This window comes from Bacillus sp. FSL R9-9410, assembly GCF_038050385.1.
Lineage (GTDB): Bacteria > Bacillota > Bacilli > Bacillales > Bacillaceae_G > Bacillus_A > Bacillus_A cereus_U.
This window is the reverse complement of record NZ_JBBOTV010000003.1, coordinates 370,092-386,607: the sequence shown is the minus strand read 5'-3', so window position 1 is coordinate 386,607 and position 16,516 is coordinate 370,092. Positions and strand designations below refer to the sequence as shown.

The following is a 16,516-nucleotide window of genomic DNA, read 5'->3' as shown; positions in this document are numbered from 1 at the left end:
TTAAGATAAGCTTACAGATAATAATGTGAATATGTTGGAAACAGTATAAATTAGAAAGTAAGGTGCAAATCCATGAAGGAAAAGATAAAGAGATATATAAAAAAAATCCCCCCTGTAGGAATAGCGATGGGGATTGTATTCAGTTTCAACCCATTTACAAAACATAAAGCAAAAGCAGACGTTGATACAAGAGAAACGATTCTTACAACATTTGGAGATACCTATGATACGTTTCTAAAAGAGCCTTTTGTTATTTTTTTATCAGAAGAAAGTGCTAAAAATGATTATACAGCTAACAATGAAAACCGTGCTTACAAAGCTCCTACTTTTAACAAAGGAGAATTTGGTATTAGTGTGTATGATTATAATAAAAACCAAAGCTTTTCTAAGAGAATTAAACTTTTCTATAAAGATGGGAAAGTTGAATATAAAACGATAAAACATGGTCAACAACTTCTCATTAAGCAAGCTGGTATCATAGTGGACTTAACTCCTGATGCCTCAGATCCATATGAACATGATATGTATTATATTACACAAAAACAATTAGATGACGGGAATACTGGTATTGCGCTTACGAATTGGCAAACATATTACTTAAAAAGTGACAATAGTGGTCAAATGAATGGTCCTTTAGCTCTAAAGTATATTAGACAGGAGTTTCCAAATATAAAACCAGGTAGTGCTTCTTTTGACCTAATGAAACTTTTTCATGCACTACCAGAAGAGAAACGAAAACTGGCAACATTAACTTCGAATCCAGTAAAAGAATCTGATATTTTTAGTTATACCTCTGATGAGCTTGCTGAGATAAAGAGACATAAGCTCGGCGTCGTTACACAGCATAAAAATGAAGAATGTTCTTCTATTTCTGTGAAAATTAGAAACAGGGATAACGTCTTGCGGACATGGGAGGATATTACGAATATTTCTGCTTCATCTAATTGGATCCCAGAAGATAGGAGCACATTTACAATTATTCCAATTGAAAAAGGATCTAATAAGGTGTACATAGAAGCAAATGCAACCTATCTTACATCTGCAAATGGTGAGGTGGGCGTTACAGGATTTCGCGCTTATGGACAAGTATGGACACTTGTTAATTATGGATTTGAAATCTTCTCTTTAAAAAATAACCACGGACAATATTTATCTGTTAATGATACATTCGTATGTCTTACTGACAAGCCTGATAAAAACACTATATTTTCCATTACTATTCAAAAAGATAAATAGAATGAGTGGTTAGCTAAATGGTATTCTAGCAAATAAAATGCAAGTTGATATAACCTCTAGAAGCTTTACAAACATTTTTAACGAGTAACGAACTAACAAGTCAATTTTCTGTACGTTAAGGAAATCGGCTACACAGATCCCTAAGTTGTTTTTAATCAATCTTTATTTCAAACCAAAAATAATTTGCCCTTACGTTGAGTATATGTATTCAATGTAAGGGCCCTTTTAAATTCATATTTTAATTTTCTTGGTTAAGATAACGTATATATCTCGGCTGAACCCCTTATTCCCCCCTTTTCGAGGGGATGGGCAAAAACACCCAATTTCGTGCTAAATAGAATGTTGTATAAATTTAATTACTCGTCATTGAAAGAAAACCAGATAATACAAACTTTCATTGTAACAAAAATGAACGTTTTTGTTACAAATCGAATAACTAAGGCTGAACCATAAATTCGTCTACAAATGATATGGAATATTTTGTATTAATACCCCTTTTCGGGGGATGGGCAAAGATACCAAATGTTAAAATGTTAACTGTACGATGAGATTAGTTTCCTTGTTACTACAATCACACAGAATTGCCCCTAGCTCCTGATAGGGCTTTTTCTAAATATCTTTATTTACATGAGAAACGTAGGTACGTTATAATAATCTCTTATTACATTCAAAGAGGTGCAAAAAATGAATAAAACCGAATTAACAAAAATGGTAGCAGAAAAAGCAGAACTTACACAAAAAGATGCAGCTGTAGCAACACAAGCTGTATTAGATGCTATAACAAATGCGCTTGCAAATGAAGAGAAAGTACAGATTCTTGGATTTGGTACATTTGAAGTACGTGAAAGATCTGCACGTACAGGACGTAACCCACAAACAGGTGAAGAAATGCAAATCGCTGCTTCAAAAGCACCTGCTTTTAAGGCTGGAAAAGAATTAAAAGAGGCAGTGAAATAATTACACATAGTGAAAAGGATCTGATATTCATATCAGGTCCTTTTTCTTTAGTAACATACTATAATTGCTTATCGTGTCTGTTTAACCAGGATTTAGAAACTTTTTGTTCTCCAGATACTTCAATCTTAACCTCGCCATTTTCTTTGTATATCCGTTCAATGATTGGTATCGTCACCATTTGTTTTTCTTTTTGTTTTCGAAAAGTATCCAAGTTGATAATAGTCATGTTGCACTCTCCTTTAATGATTTCTAAAGAAAAAGGCACCCGTATGAGTGCCCTTCCCCTAACTTGAACTACCATTTACTTTTAAGAAACATCGCTTAAAGAAAATTGTATCATATTTGTTATTTTTTGAGAATACTGATTATTAACACAGCTAAATTAAACAGAAAGAACTAACTTACTATCAAATTTGGAAGTTCATAGATGTGTAAATATATTAATTATTTTACTAGAAATTGCTGTAATGCCTCTACTAAGAATTTTGCCCCTTGTGGGCTAACATTGATTTTCCCATCTGCTAATGACAGATTACGTTCTGCAACCTCACCAGTAATCATACAAGCATGATTGGGTTCATATTTTTTCAATAGAATTGCCTCCCCTTCCACAAAGATTTCCATTGGTGTTTTATCATGTATATCAAAAGTTCTTCTTAATTCTTTTGGGAGTACTACTCGTCCTAATCCATCTATTTTCCTAGTTATTCCTATTGATCTCATTTGAATACAATCCTTTCACTTGTTATATTTTCAGTGGAATCTAGTCCCCGCTATAATTCCTCTACTTGTGACCAATCACATTTCAGACCATTTTCTTTAGCCCAGTTCTCTATCTGTTCTTGTGTCCATCCTTTTCTTGTTCCTATTTCTACATACGGCTTTGGAAGTGCTGCGAGTATTTTTGTACGATCATTTCGCCTCTTAAGCCATACTGATAATGCTGTAGGATTTCCTGAGAAAACTACTTTGCTGATGTCCCTATTCCCGTAAGCTTTGATTGTCATGCTTAATCTCCTTCTCTATTTCTTCCCATATTTCATTTATCTTGGTTGTTTGGAAATACCGCATGAGTGTACTAGCACATAATCCGAATTCTTTGAAACGACGTATTGGAATACGTCCCTCATTCACTTTATATACACGTTTTAATTTATCTGCCAATCCTTGTTTGGTATAAACTTTGCGAGTACCGTACGTTGAAACAAGCCCTACTCTTTTATGTAATTCAAGCATACCACCAAATCGTAGAGTAAAGACATCTGCATTATATATATTATGAGATTCATTTAATTGCTTTGATGTTGCTGCTTGTCCTAAACAATTAGAAAAATCAACATACATTTGAAGTAATTCTTCATCGGTTTCATTCACAACCTCGGGTGTCTTATTCATTGGTGTAATACCAGCTGCAATTAAAGCATTATTATAGTTTTGAAACATGTTTATAAAGATATGACGACTATATCCTAACTGTTCAAGCTTCTTTTGGGAAGGTACTTCCCCAAATTTTTTATACAATTCTTGCAGTATTTGAATGAGTTCTTCTCTTGTATAGTGAAATCCACACAAATCGTCTTTAGAAACACCAGATAACAAAAGTATGCGATTCCAGCGCATGTTAAAACGGGTCTCATAATATGTTACGGATGGCACTACTTCTTTATTTCTTTCGTTCATAAATACATTCTTTTTAGTCGTTCCAAGACGCATTATCTCATCCTTAAGTAACTGTAGTAGCTCTTTATCACTTTGTGTGTAGACTGTCCCGTCAAAAGGCTCATAGCCTAATGAAGTAATGAAATCTCTATACCCCATATGAAGATACCGCTTAATTACTTTGGAATCTGGCAATGTTTTGTCTGTAATCAAATCATTTGTTGTCGGGATTCTATTATTCTTACGAATCCACATATGAAATATCTCGATAATTGCTTCTGCTGTAAAAGTTCTCTGATTTAGATGTTCAAAACCAGCCGCAGCAAGGGCATTATTCCAACTCCCAAATATTTTTTTTATGGGCGTCTGTTGTTTAATATCTCTTTTGGTTGGAATCTTCCCTAATTCTTTCGCTTTATACTGAATAATCAAGATCAACTCTTCTTTTGTATATTGCATTCGTCACTCACCTACATGAAAGAATATTATCTTCTTTTCCCAACAGCTACTTTTATTCCTTTTTCGATAGCATTCCATACTTCAATTACATCGTAGTGATCTAACTCTTCTTTTGAAAGACTATTAGTTAAGTAGGTTTCATAGGAACCCTCTGAATTAGTTACATTTTCAAGATAAAAATCTAATTCATTATCATATTCATCTTTGTTTTTGCTATGACTCCCTTCACACATTTCAATTGCAACATATTCCTTTGCGAGTTCTTCTAAACTTCTCATTCCTACACTCCCCTTAATTATATTCTTATATTTATAATAACAAATACGTAGACAAACGTCTACGTATTTGTTTCCTCAAAAAATAAATTAGGAATCACTATACACGCTATAGATATTAAACAGCGTATCGGTTATGACTAGATTTTTTAAACTTGAAGGGAATTAACTGTATATCGTGTATAATTAGACAGTACCCCCTATCTTAATTTTACTATCTTATTTCAAAAGGGTATCTACACAGAACAAAGCTATTTTATTATAAAGGGAACGGAATGAAGATTTTCACTAAAGAATGGGGTGAATTAAGATGAGTCAAATGGAAAGAGATTTACAAAAGAAGAGGAAACAAGAAAAGTTGGATATGATTTATAATCATGCAGTGCAGGGAGAAGGCTATTTCCAGAGTCCATCTTATTACTGGAAAAGTATTGTGGTACAACATTTCAATAGGATACAACGCAAAGAGATGAATGTTGAACAACTTGTCAATTTTCTTGAAAAAGAGGGAATCAAGTTCTCACAACCTAAAGCGTTGATTCAGTATCCAGTGGTAGAATGTTTGAAATATATTGCAAAAGTAAGCAAAGAAAATTTACAACTATGAAAAATATCTAATACCATTACTTTAATAAGGAGTAGAGTCACATACCCATCAAGTTAAGAAATTCATTGTTACCCAAAACGAAAAAATGAGTTAAAGGCTCATAGACCACTATAGAAAGATAAAATTTTCATTTTAGGGGTAATCTAAAATAATAGCTTGATGGATGTGTGGTACTACCCCATCGCTATCAAGCTAAGCTTATGCAAAGTCAATTTTAGGCGAGATTGTTTCTTTTTTCTAAAGAGCAAGTGTAAGTGTTTGAAAGATTTGCATACGAAATAAACCCTAACGGGTTTCACTTTTTTGAATTAAGCGGCTTGGTTATCAGACATGGTACAATTGTAAACGACACCTAATATATCAAAGATCGTTTTTTTATCATATCGATGAGATTTCCGCCCATTTTGCTGTAGGAGATTGAACAGGCGAAGTAACACTTTTGATAGCTCTTGGGTGTTTTTCTTACGATTAGTCAACTATTTTTTAGAGTTATAATTGATTAAATGCCAGAGATTTTAAGCCAATTAGAATGCAAACCAAATACCCCTAATATGTGTCCATTTTTTACTAGGGGGAAGATATGGTATGATGGATGAAACTATGGTTTCAGACGGTTAACCGATAATCATAGTGCATATTATGTGTAATGAGATAGAAGAGAAGCTTCAATAATTTATTTACACATGCAATGGACGCAACTTTATGACACTTGTTATAAGGTTGCGTTTTTAATTTATCGTAATACTCAACAATATGATTTTGTCCGTAACGTCGTTGTTTAATCATGTTCTGGATGATGAGGAAAAGGAGCTTCCGCAAATGTTTATTTCCACGTTTATTGATTTTATCTTTAAAAAAGGTTTTACCTGATTGAAAACGGCGTATATCAATACCAGCAAATGCATTGAGTTGCTTGTTATTGTTAAAACGAGTAATATCTCCTATTTCAGCCATCAAGCGTACGGCAGTATTCGGTCCAATCCCAGGGAGACTGCGAATGATATCGTATTCTGCGCGTTGCTCAGCTACATACACCATCTTGCTAATACAGCTTTCTTTTTGGTGAAGAAGCTCTTGATAGCGCCTTGCGTATAATTTGAGCTGGTCACACAGAACATCGTTCTGAGAAACAGCAGGATAGCAAATTTTCGCTATTTCAAGTATCTGAATCGCTTTTTTCTCCGCCGTAATATTTGATATTTTTTTATTGGTATTGGCACGAATACGATTTTTTATAATGGTTTTAGAAAGACCTAAAACACAATCTGGGTGGGGAAATAGTTGAACAAAATTTAAAAACAAATCAGATTTACTAGTAAATATTCTTTCCAATTCTGGAAATGTTAATTGGATTACTTTATGCATACGGCCGCGAATTATTGATAATTCATCATCCAGTTCACTATATAATCTAGAAAGAGATTTTAACTGATAGAATAAATTATCAGTTCCGGTAGATACCCTTCGGGTAACTGTAAAATGAGTGAGAGCTAATCGGTGTGCGTCGCTTCGGTCTGTCTTATGAATCCGCAAGGAATCACATTGTATTTTGGCTTCTAGTGGGTTTAATAAACAATATGTATACTGGTTATTTTGCATAAATCGTTCTAGCTGTCTGGAATAGATTCCTGTTGCTTCGAACACAATTTCAGGTGATTCGCCGGTTTCATCTGTAAGCTTATGTATCTTTTCTTGTAGCTTTTTAAAATCAGGCTTAGTATGCTTGATTTCACTTTCGAATACACATTGTTTTTGTACATTATAAATTACCATATAACTTTTACCCATACTGACATCAAATGCAATAACGTGTTTCATATAGCTCCTCCTCAGGTGGAATTGAAGTCTTCAACTTACACTTATCGATTCTCATTTCTTATACACGATCTCGAAGACCAACATACTAAAAACTGATTCAAATAAGGTAAGTGAAGAAGGTCAGTTTTGTATACGGATTCAGGATCCCAAAACACCCACGACCTCCTCTTCACTTCTACTATATAAAAAATAGTAGTGCGAACCAATGCCTTGGTCTGCACTACTAATCTTAGTATGTTTTGTATAGTTTGGAATAGAAGAAGAAAATAGTCTTTAATCATATATATGGCTTTATACTCACTAAGCTCTCGTTTTTTCTTCATGAGGAGCAATTGGCGCATCTGAAACATGATAGAAGAACAGAGTAGAATGGCAATCAACTGACCATATAAATGGCACTCCAATCGTTCTGGTTTTATCTTTTTACAATGATGAATTTGAAAGAATGACTTCCACGTTTTAAATAAAATTTCGATTTGCCAACGCAAAGAATACCAGTCATGTACCTGTCCCATCGGGACAATATCTGTAGGGGTGTTTGTCATATATACATTGATACCACTGAGTCGTTTACTACGAGGAGAATACTTCATTCCTTTCTTTTTTTCTCTTACAGCTTGATCTTGTAATCGTTTTTGTTGCTGTTGTTTTGTTAATCGATGAAAAATTACACGAGCTGGCACTTTATCAATCATACCTACATAAGCATCAGCTATTTCACATGTTTGTCCTGGTTGAAGAGAGTTCATTACCGTCTCCATATCTATCTGTATATACTCTGTACCTTTCTTAATTCTTCCATCTTGAAAATAATCAGGGTTAGGATTTTTTTGATAAATACGTGTATTCGACTTGATACGAGAGATATAGTAGGCCTCTTTATCTTGTATATATTGAAGGTCTTTTAAATGAAAATAACCTAAATCTCGGATACATAAATCATTCGCCGTCACAGTTGGGGCACACAGAGAGCCGTAAGTGCGATCATGTTGTTTACCTGGACCTGTATGAATATGTAGGAACTGTCCACTTAACAAATCATACTCAAGTTGAATTTTTATCCCAGCTGTATGGCTGCATCCTCCTGCACCTGGATAAACCGATGAAAATACATCCGGGAGTTGAAATGCAGTTGAATCTAAAATACGAATACGCTTGAAAACAGAAGTGTATGGAGAAGAAATCGGCATAGATGCGGCCAATTTTTTGCTTAATAGTTCGGCTAGTAGGTGTTGTAAAAGTTGGACGGCCGCCTTATTAAATCGTTGATTCAGTCCCTCAGGACTGATAAGTACTGCTGTTGATGCTTCTAAACAGCTAGATAACTGAGTTAAAGAAGTCATAGCTACATTTTGGCTCACCCATACACATAAAGCGACTAAATCTTTTGCTTGGTACTTACTGGTTCGTTGTACAAAACCAACATCTCTAGCAAGATCCCGTAAGGTATTTGGAGATAAAAAACTTTGAATCTCTTGAGCAAATAGTTGTAATTCGTCAGACACAGAAACAGACATAAAAAACGCCATCCTTTCCTATGATTCTACAGAAAGAATAGCGCATTTTTTCATTTTAGGGGCATTTCTTTTTATTAGCTTGATAGCGATGTGGTACTACCCCTATGTAAACTGTAATTTCATTAACCTTTATTATTATATATAAATTCATTAATTAATATATCGATGTCTTGACTTAAATATAAAACTTGCTTATGAGTAAAGCCATACTTCTCTACAAGTTTAATTAGTTCTTGTTTCTTTTCTTCAATTAGTTTTTGTAAATTTCCCATCTCCATATCTTTAAAAGCTCCTTTAATACTATTTAGCAGTTAAATTATAGTATAAATATAAAAATAAGGGAACTGGAAATTTTAGTATTTGAGATTTAGAGCAGACTAATATATATATTTATTATTCTTCTCCCTTTGTCTATTTACAATATTTGATTGTAGTTCTGTAACCTTTTTTATTCACCTCGGGTTATTCTACGAATAGTTTGAGGTATAAGTACTTTTTATTTAATATTTAGTGCTGTATACATTTTATTCCAAGGATAGTTCGTGGAAGTATTTTCATATTCAAATCTCCCACTTTGGTTACCCGATCCATCCCATTTTCGTTCCCAGCCATCTATAATACGATCACCATTTACATCTATCATTGTGGAAGAAATCTCCTTTACTTTTTCACCATTCATTTTAGCAACAGGAAGGTGACCATATCCCATTTCTTTTGTATAAATGTATAAGTAACTTCCTCCATGATCTTTAGTCGTACTAAGATTGTTGACGTTTACATATTCAATCCCACCTAGTTCTGATTCAACTTTTACTACATTTAAAGACGTTAGAGCGGGAGCTGGTCCTGCTGATGCCTCAGGTGCCATTCCTAGCCCAACTACTGCTGCAACTGCTAAAGACGAAATTCCTAAAATAGACTTTTTAAACATATCCCCATCCCCTTTTTTATATTTATAAGCTCGATTGCAACATATTTTTACAAATATCTTTCTTTTTTTAAAAAAGTTAACAAAATAGACTCTTTTGATATGTAATTTAGCATATTGATTGACTTTCGGCTGAATCACATTTAGGGTGGATTGAATAATATATAAAAATCTATATATGCAGAATTGCATTTAAAATCTTCTATATTGATGTTATACTAAGATTAATCGAGAAGCATCTAATTAATTATGATTAATCACTACATTTTCTTAAATAGCATGTCAACGTATAAAAAGACACTTTAAGTAGTGTCTTTTTATACGTTTTGACCCCTAATACTAGGGTAGAACTAACACATAGTTATAAACTGTATAGAATCCCCTATTGTATGTTGTTTGCTTTTTTTATTATTATTCTGGTACGTGAAATTATAATGATTTTGTTTGTTTTTTGTGTCACTTGTAAAAATTAATATAGCATTCTATATGGATTATATGGTAATATATAAGTAGAAAATTTGTTACCATTGTTTATACTCTATTGTACGTAGCGTGAAGGACAAACCTTACGCCCAGTTAACTCGGGCGAGGTTTGTCCTTTTTTTTATTTTAAGGAGGAATTTACTATGAAAAAAATGTATAAAATCGGAGCAGTTTTAACAACCTTATGTGTTGCTTGTATCGCGATCTTTACTTTAACTAAGAATGAATCAGTCAAAACAGAAACTGTAACACCAGAAAAAGCAATTGTATCTGCTGCAGATGCAGAAAGAGCACCAAAAAATATAAAAGATATTTCAAAAAAAGAATTAAAGCAAAAAATAGAATCCCATGAAGAGTTTATTGCATATTACTACCAACCAACCTGTCATTATTGCAAAAAAGCTGCACCGGATATCAATAGTATGTCAAAAAATCATGATAGAACCATCTATCGTATTGATATTTCTACACCAGAAAATCAAAGTGCATTTCAAGAGTTTAATATTCCTGGTACTCCAGTTGTTGTAGCCTATAACAGAGGAGAAGAGGTTGAACGCCTTGAAGGAGCAGTGTCAGCTGCTACATATGATGGATTCTTTGCGAGACGTAATTCGAGCGCTAGTTAATATAGTGCTCGTTTTTCTTTGTAAGAAAGGAGAATTTACATGCAACAAAACGCCCGTATTTATTCTTTAGACATAATAAGGGGTATGGCCATACTATGTATCCTATTTGCTAATCTACCTACTATGACGGGACTAGATTCCTTTAATCAAGCAGGTTACTCCGGTATAGATAAAGTAGTTCGTTTTCTAGTAGATTTACTAATATCATCAAAGTTTTATACCATTTTTGCATTCTTATTCGGCGTGGGATTTTATATCTTTATGAGAAATACAGAAAAAAAGGGGTATCCCATATATAAACTATTTAGTCGTAGGTTATGTATTCTATTACTATTTGGTGTAATTCACTTTATCTTTCTGTGGTATGGAGATATTTTACATGCATATGCTATAGCAGGTTTTGTTCTATTGTTCTTTTATAAGCGGTCTACTAAGCTTATTTTTATAACAGGTTGTAGTTTTTTACTAGCTAGTTATACTCTACATGTTATTTTATTTTTACATGCAAGTCCTTCTATTCCTGAAGAGATACCAAAATACTATCAATATATGTTTACAGGCAACACTACTAATCACACAGTGAATCTATTTTCGAATTATTTACATCAAGTAAAAGCTCGTTTGTTCTTTCTTATGACACAGGAATTTCAACAACTTCTAATAGGGATGCCGGAATATATTGGGTTATTTTTAATTGGTTTATGGGCTGGAAAGAAGAATATTTTTAGACGTATATCGGATCTCAGAGGGAAAATTCAAGTTTTACAGTGGAGTTCGCTATTCCTATCATGTCTGCTCTCCCTCCCTATCATCTATTATTTTATAGAAACAGATGTCTATTACTCTAGCCATATCCAGTTATGGATTCTATTCGGAGGAAAATCCCTCGCTATATTCTACATATGTTTTCTTCTTTTAATATGCGAGAATGAAAAATATGTAGGGTGGCTACAACCTTTTATGGCTGTTGGTAAATTTGCCTTAACTAACTATATTAGCCAAAGTATACTCACGCTAGTGATTCTCTCAGCGTGCTTCCAGGACATTTCACAGTTAACATACTGGCAACTATGTATCTTTGGGATCCTTATTTGTATCGTACAATGTATATTCAGTACACTATGGAGTAAGTATTTCCGATATGGACCTATCGAATGGCTATGGAGAAAATGGATTTTTGAATGGGGTACTGCCCCGTGCCCATTAATTTTAAAAATCAGATTAACTCCAAAACAAAAATTTCACACAAAAAGACCAGGATTACATCAGAAGACAACTGCAACTTTACAACTACTTAAATCAAGACCTAAGAATCTGCTTAATGCAAATTGCATCTGACTACATAAGAAGGCTTATAGGAAAGCATAAAAAAACGGACTGTAAGATCCTACCCTTACAATCCATCATCAATTGCAATTAAAGAATACAGAGATCTCTAATGCAATATACCCATATAAAGTATACTATAATCCTACATCACTTATAACTAAAAGGAGTCGAATATATTCGACTCCTTTTTTTACCTATTTCTTAACTTCAGCCCATTTATAGTTAAATTCCCCACCAAAATCATTCGTCACAATACCTTTTACAGAAGAACGCTGTAAATATGATCTACCTTGCTGATAGAAAGGCGCTACTGCTCCATCTTCTAATAAGATTTTCTCTGCTTGTTTCATTGCTTTCCAACGTGCCTTTTCATCACCTGCTAAATCCGTTTTCACTTTATGAATTAGTTCATCATATTGTTTATTTGAATACTTATCAAAGTTATATGTACTATCTGTCGTAAATAAATCTAAAAATGTAATAGGATCAGGAATATCTGGCCCCCATACATCAACAGCTATGTCATAATCGCTACTTAATAACAATTCAATTTGTTGTTTACGTGGCTGCGGTTTAACATTCACAGTTAATCCATTCAAATTCTTTTCAAGCTCACCCTTTAAATACTCTGCATTTCTCTTCGCTAACGCATTGTCACTAGTTAGCAATTCTAATGTTACTTCCTCTTTCCCTAGCTCTTGCTTGGCTTTTTTCCAATCTTCTTTCGCTGCATCCACATCATATTTCGCTAAATTCCCATTCTCTTTTCGGAAGTTTTTTCCGTCCGATCCCTTTGCAAAATTAAGCGGCACAATCCCTTCCGCTGGAAGTGAACCATTGTTTAGCACTGTTTCCGTAAAAGCCTTCTTATCAAACGACTGACTGATTGCCAATCTTGCATATTTATTTTTTAACACTTCATTTTTTTGGTTCAAACGTAAAAACTGCATAGTAACTTCAGCGCACTCCTTGAAGTCAGGATTATTTCTATATTTATCTACAAAATCTCCTGTTAATCCTACACGATCAATTTGATCTGATTCATACAAATTCACTTCTGTTGACTTATCTTTTATAATATCAAAGTTAATTTCGTCTAATTTAACTGTTTTAGCATCCCAATAGCTTTTGTTCTTCCTAAATTGAAAACCTTACTCATGCTTCCAACTATCTAACGTAAATGCTCCATTATAAATTAACTGATCCGCTTCTAGACCATATTGATTCCCTTTTGATTCAAAGTACTTCTCGTTTATTGGTAAAAACGTAGGAAACGTTGTCAAATTTATAAAGTAAGGAACGGGTTGTTCTAATTGGATTTCTAATGTTTTATTATCTACTGCCTTTATCCCTAACTGATCTACAGGTAACTCTTTGCTTTTTATCTTCTTTGCATTCTTTATATCAAAGAACAAAAACGAATATTCTGCCGCTGTATCAGGGTTCACAGCTCTTTTCCAAGCAAACACGAAGTCTTCAGCTGTAACAGGCATTCCGTTTGACCATTTCGATTCTCTCAGGTGAAATGTATACGTTTTTTTATCTTCACTCACATCATAAGATTTCGCCACACCAGGAATTACTTTATTGTCTTCCCCTAGTGTATACAAACCTTCGAACACATTACGCATTACATTCATTGATTCACTATCAGTCGCCTTTGTTACATCCATTGTTGGGATCTCCGCTATATACGGTAAATTAATGGATTGTTTTGTTTCATTCTTGTCAGTTGCCTTTGCTGTATTTCCAGTCTCTTTTCCCCCACTACTACAAGCTGTTAGTAGCAGACTAGCTCCTATAATAGAAGCCACAACCGGTGTAACTTTTTTAAACATCTTACTTTCTTCCTCTCTAAATGTACGGTTCATTTAATCGAATTATCTATATATTTAACTTTAAAGGCTACGAGAAAAGAAATACCTTTTCTCATTATATATGTTTTATCTAAACAATAAACCTCTAATTACTTTACCTTTAAAAACGTAGCACTCCAGAGATTATTGTGTCAATCACTAAAATTCATTTCAAATATGGTATGTGAAATTATAAACCGTAAAAAAACATCACTATTTTGATGTTTAGGCCTAAATATAAATTTATACTTTTATAAAAATATAAATTTGTACACTTTCTATCAAACCTCAATTTAAAACAATTATTCCTTCACCAAGATATTGACCCATACACAAAAAAACATTAAGAACATATAGGTAACTATGATGAAAAATTCAAACTCAGAAAAGAGGTTGTAAAATTATGTATTATAATCCTTATCCACCTCAACAGCCATACCAGTATCCATACAATCAACAATATCCTGATACATTTAGAACTGATTTCACCACTTTGATCGGTGATTTTTTCACTGTACCCAACACAATACCTGATGTTGGTGGCGTAATATCAATACCCGCTGGAACTCGTGTATTCATTCATGACGTATCCTCCAGTGGAGTTACCATAGTAGCTCCTAGCAAAAAAGGTGCCACATGTAGAGCTATATCCGTTACTATTAGTCCTGAAACCTTAGATGGTGTGGCTAGTTTTAGATAAAATAAGATGAAACCATTTTGTAAAAAGATTAATCAAAGTGGTTTCATCTTATTTGTAGTCATAATTCAAATTAAAATTCGGAGTACATTCATTGATGAGTGTACTCATTTCCAAAACATCCACCAAGAATTTTTCTTCGATCTTGCTGCCGCTATTTCTTCCTGGGCTGATACAATAGTACGTTTAGCATCTTGAATCTCCCTGACCATCTTCATAAGATTATCATCTCTTAGCTCTAACCTTTTTTCTATCCTTTCTTCACGTTCCTTACGATCTTTCATATCTTCCTTTATTAATTTATTTCTTTCTTTAATATCCTCTTCGATTAATTTGTTCTTTTGATCTATACGATCACCTAGTCTCTTTTCCATTTCTAATAGTTTTGCTTGCTGCACCTTATTAATCTCTTCTATCATAGCGCTATAATTAAGTAAAAACCTTTTAAAACGAACCAGTTATCTCAGCAAAAAAGTAAAACACCCGGTTCATTCAACAGGTGTTTTACCTTTTATCTCCATAGTGGGGTTCAGCCGAGATACGTGTAAAACTTGGTCACAACAATACATTATTTACCAATTAGTCTTTAGAGTATAAAAATATTGTTGAATTTCAAACTAAGTTTAAAGAAAGAAGTAAGGAGGATAGATAGATGATTACCTTAAACAATTCACAGCAGTTCATCGTTATTCCGTAACAGAGGGATTTGAAGGCGGATTCCTCTCTGGAGACTCGACCAAATCCGATTCTGGACTTTATTGGAATGTAGGAGTAATGAGAGTTCATAAATCTGAAAGTATTGTACCGAAGGATATAGACGAATCAGATATATTTCGGCTTACTGATGTAGAAGATATGATTAAGAAAGCAAATAAACTCGATGGAGTAGGGAGAGGAAAAGAATTTGTCGGTGCGATTCCTACTTTTGAACAAGGAAATCATAATGGCATCATAAAAAACGGAGTCATTTTCTTTCGAGAGACTGCGGCAGAATTAAAAAATGTTCCGGTACAAGCACTTAAAGAATATGATCAAGATGTTACAACATCAGTTAAATCTAAATTTTTTGCAGTAAATAGGGTTCTGGTGCAAAAAGATGATAAATAAAAAAGAATCAAGGATTCCTAACGGAATCACCTGTTAAGCAGTTAATCCAAACAGCTGGTTGATAAAAATATTCTGATTTTGGACAGACTGGTCCTGCAAATCAATTTGTTCTTTTTTGACCATATGCATGGCTTCAACACCACTCAATATAGAGGCTGATGTTTTGTATGATTTAAATCCCAACATAGAGCGTATACGTTTTTTAATAAAACGATGATCTTGTTCTACTATGTTATTTAAATATTTTATCCTTCGGATTTTGGTGCCTATTGGTATCCTTTTTTCTTTCTTCAACTGTTCGATAGCAATTGGATAAGCAGGGTTCTTATCAACCGTGATAATACGAGGTTTTGGGACATGAAAAGACTGCAAGGCTTTCTTGAAGAATCGCTTTGCAGCCTTATGATTTCTAGACTTACTCAAATAAAAGTCAATCGTGTTTCCCTCAGAATCAACAGCACGATATAAATACATCCATTGTCCTTTTACTTTTATATATGTTTCGTCCACTCTCCATGAGTTATTCGTTTGTTTGAAATGACGTCGAATTCGTTTATCAAACTCCGGTCCATATTGATGCACCCATCGCATAATAGTTGTATGAGCCAGGAATAACCCTCGTTCCTCCATCATTTCCACCAAATCACGAAAGCTTAAGTTGTACCGTAGGTACCAACGTACAGTTAACAAGATGATGTCTGGTTGATAATGTTTCCACTTAAATAAATTCTCCTTTTCCATACTGATCACACACCTTTTATAGAGTAGTACTATCAGTATTTCCAAGTTTGATAGACCATTTTCATATACTTCAAAGTTTTTGCACCAGAACCTTTTCTGGAATATCTTCTTTTTTAATAACTAAAATCATGCATTCTTGTATCGCTTCCTTTTTTTATCGCTTTATTATATGTGCCAATAGGGAATTCGTTATCTGATCCAAAGCCTAAGTCAATTTTATT

General features: G+C 33.7%; 16 protein-coding genes and 5 pseudogenes. 7 read left to right on the top strand and 14 right to left on the bottom strand.

Annotated features, from left to right (window positions below; translation table 11 throughout):
- Nucleotides 1-72: 72 nt before the first annotated feature.
- Nucleotides 73-1,236 carry a hypothetical protein gene (locus MKX77_RS28660; RefSeq protein WP_341308496.1) on the top strand — a complete coding sequence of 388 codons (1,164 nt, stop codon included), beginning with the start codon at nt 73-75 and terminating at the stop codon, nt 1,234-1,236.
- A gap of 684 nt (nt 1,237-1,920) precedes the next feature.
- Entirely contained in the window at nt 1,921-2,193 is a 273-nt protein-coding gene (locus MKX77_RS28655; RefSeq protein WP_341308495.1) for an HU family DNA-binding protein, read from the top strand.
- A 58-nt stretch (nt 2,194-2,251) separates the two neighbouring features.
- Here the strand turns inward: MKX77_RS28655 and MKX77_RS28650 are convergent, their stop codons facing one another.
- The 5 genes from MKX77_RS28650 to MKX77_RS28630 form a co-directional block, all read right to left on the bottom strand.
- Nucleotides 2,252-2,419, bottom strand: a complete 168-nt coding sequence (locus MKX77_RS28650) for a hypothetical protein (RefSeq protein ID WP_341308494.1) — start codon at nt 2,417-2,419, stop codon at nt 2,252-2,254.
- A 218-nt stretch (nt 2,420-2,637) separates the two neighbouring features.
- Nucleotides 2,638-2,916 (bottom strand): AbrB/MazE/SpoVT family DNA-binding domain-containing protein, encoded by a 279-nt coding sequence (locus MKX77_RS28645; protein WP_341308493.1) that lies wholly within the window; start codon nt 2,914-2,916, stop codon nt 2,638-2,640.
- Between the two features lie 50 nt (nt 2,917-2,966).
- Nucleotides 2,967-3,200, bottom strand: coding sequence for a hypothetical protein (locus tag MKX77_RS28640; protein WP_341308492.1), 234 nt, complete (start codon nt 3,198-3,200; stop codon nt 2,967-2,969).
- On the bottom strand, nt 3,175-4,311 hold the full coding sequence (locus MKX77_RS28635; protein ID WP_341308491.1) for a homing endonuclease associated repeat-containing protein: 1,137 nt from the start codon (nt 4,309-4,311) through the stop codon (nt 3,175-3,177). The genes MKX77_RS28640 and MKX77_RS28635 overlap by 26 nt, the downstream gene beginning before the upstream one ends.
- A gap of 26 nt (nt 4,312-4,337) precedes the next feature.
- A complete protein-coding gene (locus MKX77_RS28630; RefSeq protein WP_341308490.1) occupies nt 4,338-4,589 on the bottom strand; it encodes a hypothetical protein in 252 nt (83 codons plus the stop codon).
- 307 nt (nt 4,590-4,896) lie between these two features.
- Between MKX77_RS28630 and MKX77_RS28625 the strand changes: the two genes are divergently transcribed.
- Nucleotides 4,897-5,193: a hypothetical protein gene (locus tag MKX77_RS28625; RefSeq protein WP_341308489.1), complete on the top strand. Its 297-nt coding sequence runs from the start codon at nt 4,897-4,899 to the stop codon at nt 5,191-5,193.
- Nucleotides 5,194-5,501: 308 nt separating this feature from the next.
- Here the strand turns inward: MKX77_RS28625 and MKX77_RS28620 are convergent.
- From MKX77_RS28620 to MKX77_RS28600, 5 genes and pseudogenes are all read right to left on the bottom strand, one after another.
- Nucleotides 5,502-5,657, bottom strand: a pseudogene (locus tag MKX77_RS28620) (IS4 family transposase); the annotation flags it as partial.
- A 142-nt stretch (nt 5,658-5,799) separates the two neighbouring features.
- Nucleotides 5,800-7,011: an IS110 family transposase gene (locus MKX77_RS28615; RefSeq protein ID WP_341308488.1), complete on the bottom strand. Its 1,212-nt coding sequence runs from the start codon at nt 7,009-7,011 to the stop codon at nt 5,800-5,802.
- A gap of 41 nt (nt 7,012-7,052) precedes the next feature.
- Nucleotides 7,053-8,528: an IS4 family transposase gene (locus tag MKX77_RS28610; RefSeq protein WP_341308487.1), complete on the bottom strand. Its 1,476-nt coding sequence runs from the start codon at nt 8,526-8,528 to the stop codon at nt 7,053-7,055.
- A gap of 122 nt (nt 8,529-8,650) precedes the next feature.
- Nucleotides 8,651-8,806: an aspartyl-phosphate phosphatase Spo0E family protein gene (locus MKX77_RS28605; protein WP_002169801.1), complete on the bottom strand. Its 156-nt coding sequence runs from the start codon at nt 8,804-8,806 to the stop codon at nt 8,651-8,653.
- A 218-nt stretch (nt 8,807-9,024) separates the two neighbouring features.
- Entirely contained in the window at nt 9,025-9,459 is a 435-nt protein-coding gene (locus MKX77_RS28600; protein WP_341308486.1) for a DUF4879 domain-containing protein, read from the bottom strand.
- 623 nt (nt 9,460-10,082) lie between these two features.
- On the opposite strand from MKX77_RS28600, the gene MKX77_RS28595 reads away from it, so the two are divergent.
- The 3 genes and pseudogenes from MKX77_RS28595 to MKX77_RS28585 all read left to right on the top strand — a co-directional run.
- Nucleotides 10,083-10,565, top strand: coding sequence for a thioredoxin family protein (locus MKX77_RS28595; protein WP_258127037.1), 483 nt, complete (start codon nt 10,083-10,085; stop codon nt 10,563-10,565).
- Nucleotides 10,566-10,604: 39 nt separating this feature from the next.
- A pseudogene (locus MKX77_RS28590) lies at nt 10,605-11,747 on the top strand (DUF418 domain-containing protein); the annotation flags it as partial.
- Nucleotides 11,748-11,799: 52 nt separating this feature from the next.
- Nucleotides 11,800-11,985, top strand: a pseudogene (locus tag MKX77_RS28585) (hypothetical protein); the annotation flags it as partial.
- A gap of 103 nt (nt 11,986-12,088) precedes the next feature.
- Here the strand turns inward: MKX77_RS28585 and MKX77_RS28580 are convergent.
- From MKX77_RS28580 to MKX77_RS28570, 3 genes and pseudogenes are all read right to left on the bottom strand, one after another.
- Nucleotides 12,089-13,732: pseudogene (locus MKX77_RS28580) on the bottom strand (peptide ABC transporter substrate-binding protein).
- Between the two features lie 471 nt (nt 13,733-14,203).
- Entirely contained in the window at nt 14,204-14,329 is a 126-nt protein-coding gene (locus MKX77_RS28575) for a hypothetical protein (RefSeq protein WP_341308485.1), read from the bottom strand.
- 225 nt (nt 14,330-14,554) lie between these two features.
- Nucleotides 14,555-14,890, bottom strand: a pseudogene (locus tag MKX77_RS28570) (DUF3967 domain-containing protein); the annotation flags it as partial.
- A gap of 331 nt (nt 14,891-15,221) precedes the next feature.
- On the opposite strand from MKX77_RS28570, the gene MKX77_RS28565 reads away from it, so the two are divergent.
- On the top strand, nt 15,222-15,554 hold the full coding sequence (locus tag MKX77_RS28565; RefSeq protein ID WP_341308484.1) for a hypothetical protein: 333 nt from the start codon (nt 15,222-15,224) through the stop codon (nt 15,552-15,554).
- Between the two features lie 33 nt (nt 15,555-15,587).
- Here MKX77_RS28565 and MKX77_RS28560 read toward each other — a convergent pair whose 3' ends face one another.
- Nucleotides 15,588-16,295, bottom strand: a complete 708-nt coding sequence (locus MKX77_RS28560; protein WP_341308483.1) for an IS6 family transposase — start codon at nt 16,293-16,295, stop codon at nt 15,588-15,590.
- Nucleotides 16,296-16,516: the final 221 nt, after the last annotated feature.